Below are 2,519 nucleotides of genomic sequence, written 5' to 3'. Positions count from 1 at the left end.
CCCAGGCGCTGCGGGATCTGCCCTCCATCCCCGCAGGTGCCAGCGGCGATGCCTGGCTCGCCGCCACCCCCGGGCTGGCGTCTACCCGGCCCAACTTCACCCAGCAGGCTCGCTCCACCGTCTTCCTGGACACGGACACGGGCGTGCTGGTCCACCGCAGCCAGACCTACCACCTCGGCCTGGCCGACACCTCGGTCGCCGCCATTCTGACCGCCGTCTTCCAGACCCTGCCCGAAGGCGCAGAGCGCATCTACATCACCGCCGGCGACCCCTGGCACCGCGACGCCGACCGCCACCCCTACCTGCGCGACGCGGTCGCCGCCTGGCTGAATGCCCCCACCCCCGGCTGGCGCACCGACACCGGCCGCGGCCGCGACCGCATGGCCGGGCACTTCGTCCACGCCCGCAACCCCGTCGGCCGCTACCAGCGCGAAGCGGGCGATCAACATGTCGAGATCCGTTCGGTGGGGGAGTGGTTCGACACCGACGGCGACGACCCCACCGTCATCCGCGACGCCTTCGTCCTGCTCTGGCAGGCCCTGCGCCGCCACTGGAACGACGCCGTCATCATGGGCTCCCCCTCCCAGACCGGCCGCGACCTGTGGACCCGCACCATCCCGCAACGCGGCCAGCACGCCGACGGCTTCCCCGTCCTATCGGAGGAACTGCGCGGCCTGCTGCACGCCACCGCAGGCCAGGGCCGCAACGAACTCATCACCCCGCCCCGCATCCCCGACGAACTGCCCCGGCTCGTCGAGTACGACCGCACCTTCGCCTACGCCAAACACACCTGGAAATCCCCGGTCGGCACCCCACGCCGCATCACCGCCACCACCTTCGCCTCCTGGTCGCAGAAGGAACAGATCCGCGCCCTGTACGGATGCGGCCACTGGCAGATCCGCGTGACCGTCCCCGACACCTGGAACCACATCGGCCTGCTGCCCGCGCCCGCCCCCGGCGACCGCGCCTGGCACTACCCGGCCGAACCCGGCACCACCTTCACCACCTGGGCCGGCGGCCCCGAGATCCACACCGCCCTGACCAACCCCCTCCAGCCGTGGAAGATCGAAATCCTCGACGGCATCCTGTGGGAGGACGGCAAACCCCTCGACGACTGGGCCAAGAAACTCAAAGAGACCTGGACCAACCTCACCGCCCAGGCCCACTTCCAAGGCGACCCGCAGCAGGCCCGCGCCGCCCACCTCGCCTCCCGCGCCGTGCGCTCCATCCTCCTGTACGGCATCGGCGCCTTCGCCCAACGCCCCCGCATGGTCACCGGCACCACCCCCCGCAGCATGGAACGCGACGTCCCCTCGGACGCCGAGATCATCGCCTTCGACGACGAGCACATCACCTGGCACAAACCCACCGGGTTCAGCCGCGACCCCAACGCGCATCCCGAATGGGCCGCCGCCATCTGGTCCGGCGCCCGCGCCGCCCTCCTCACCCAGCGCCACCGCGACGACGACACCTACGCCGGAGCCCTGCACACCCCGCCCGGCACGGTCGTCGCCTTCCGCACCGACGCCCTCTACCTCACCGAGCCCCAGAACTGGCCCTACCACCACCAGCCCGGCGACTACCTCCTGCGCGGCCACCTCACCGGACCCCTGCCCGCCCCCACCAGCGAAGAGGAACTACTCACCCTGCGGGACGCCGGACGCACCGCCCTCACTACCAGCCAGGAGCCCTGATGCCGCCCCGCCGACGCCAGGCCACAAGCCGGAACAGCCTGAACGAGGCGGCCCGCCTGGCCGACCGGCTCCAGCAGGCCGGCTACACCAAACGCGCCATCGCCCGCATCATCAACCGGGACCCCTCCCTGGTCTCGCAGTTCTACACCAAGAACAAAGGCGCAGCCTTCGTCCCCGCCCTCCAAGAGGTCCTCACCGCCATCGAAGCAGCCGGCATCACCGACCTGCCCGAACTCACCACCATCGCAGCCCGCCACATCACCCGCCGCACCACCGCCTCCGGCACCCGCGCCCGCGTACGCGGCAAAGCCGTCCTGATCACCCCCACCGGCACCGGCACCGGCCGCGTCGGCACCCAGGCCATCGCCTCCGGCTCCACCCGCCTGCGCCCCCTGATCGCCGAAGCCGCCCGCCAGGGCCTGCGCCTCGCCTTCACCGTCCGCCTCGCCAAAACCGGCTACACGCACCCCTCCGGTAGCCGCACCGACTCACCCGGCATCCGCCGCGGCGTCATCCAACGCGCCGACCACTCCGAAGAACGCTCCTACGGCTCCGCCCAGACCGGCGGCTTCGACGCCGCCGACTTCGCCCGCCGAGTCGACGCCACAAGCGGCGACGTCACCGCCGCCGTCCACCAATGGCTTGTAGAAACCGGGCGCATCAACCCGGACGCGCACATCCTCCACCTCGAAGTACGCACCTGGCGCCCCCGGTAGCCCACAGTCATGACCTAAGACATCGTCTCATTTGGATTGCTGGGTAGTCTGCACGGTGTGGTGATGGTTGAGCGCATGGTGCCGGACGAGTTGTGGGAGCTGTTCCAGC

2 protein-coding genes are annotated in these 2,519 nt (G+C 70.9%); both read left to right on the top strand.

Annotated features, from left to right (window positions below; all coding sequences use genetic code 11):
* The coding region (locus tag ACWEN3_RS45185; RefSeq protein WP_452984095.1) for a hypothetical protein at positions 1–1,694 on the top strand (1,694 nt) is incomplete at its 5' end.
* Positions 1,694–2,410, top strand: a complete 717-nt coding sequence (locus ACWEN3_RS45180; protein ID WP_452984093.1) for a helix-turn-helix domain containing protein — start codon at positions 1,694–1,696, stop codon at positions 2,408–2,410. The genes ACWEN3_RS45185 and ACWEN3_RS45180, both read left to right, overlap by 1 nt.
* The last annotated feature ends 109 nt before the right edge of the window (positions 2,411–2,519 follow it).

This window comes from Streptomyces sp. NPDC004561, assembly GCF_053602155.1.
Note: the sequence above shows the minus strand (reverse complement) of the source record. Positions and strands in the feature narration are given on the sequence as shown.

What these genes read in the sequence shown, in the direction of transcription:
- ACWEN3_RS45180 (WP_452984093.1), top strand. Translation starts at nt 1,694, where the DNA reads ATGCCGCCCCGCCGACGCCAGGCCACAAGCCGGAACAGCCTGAACGAG.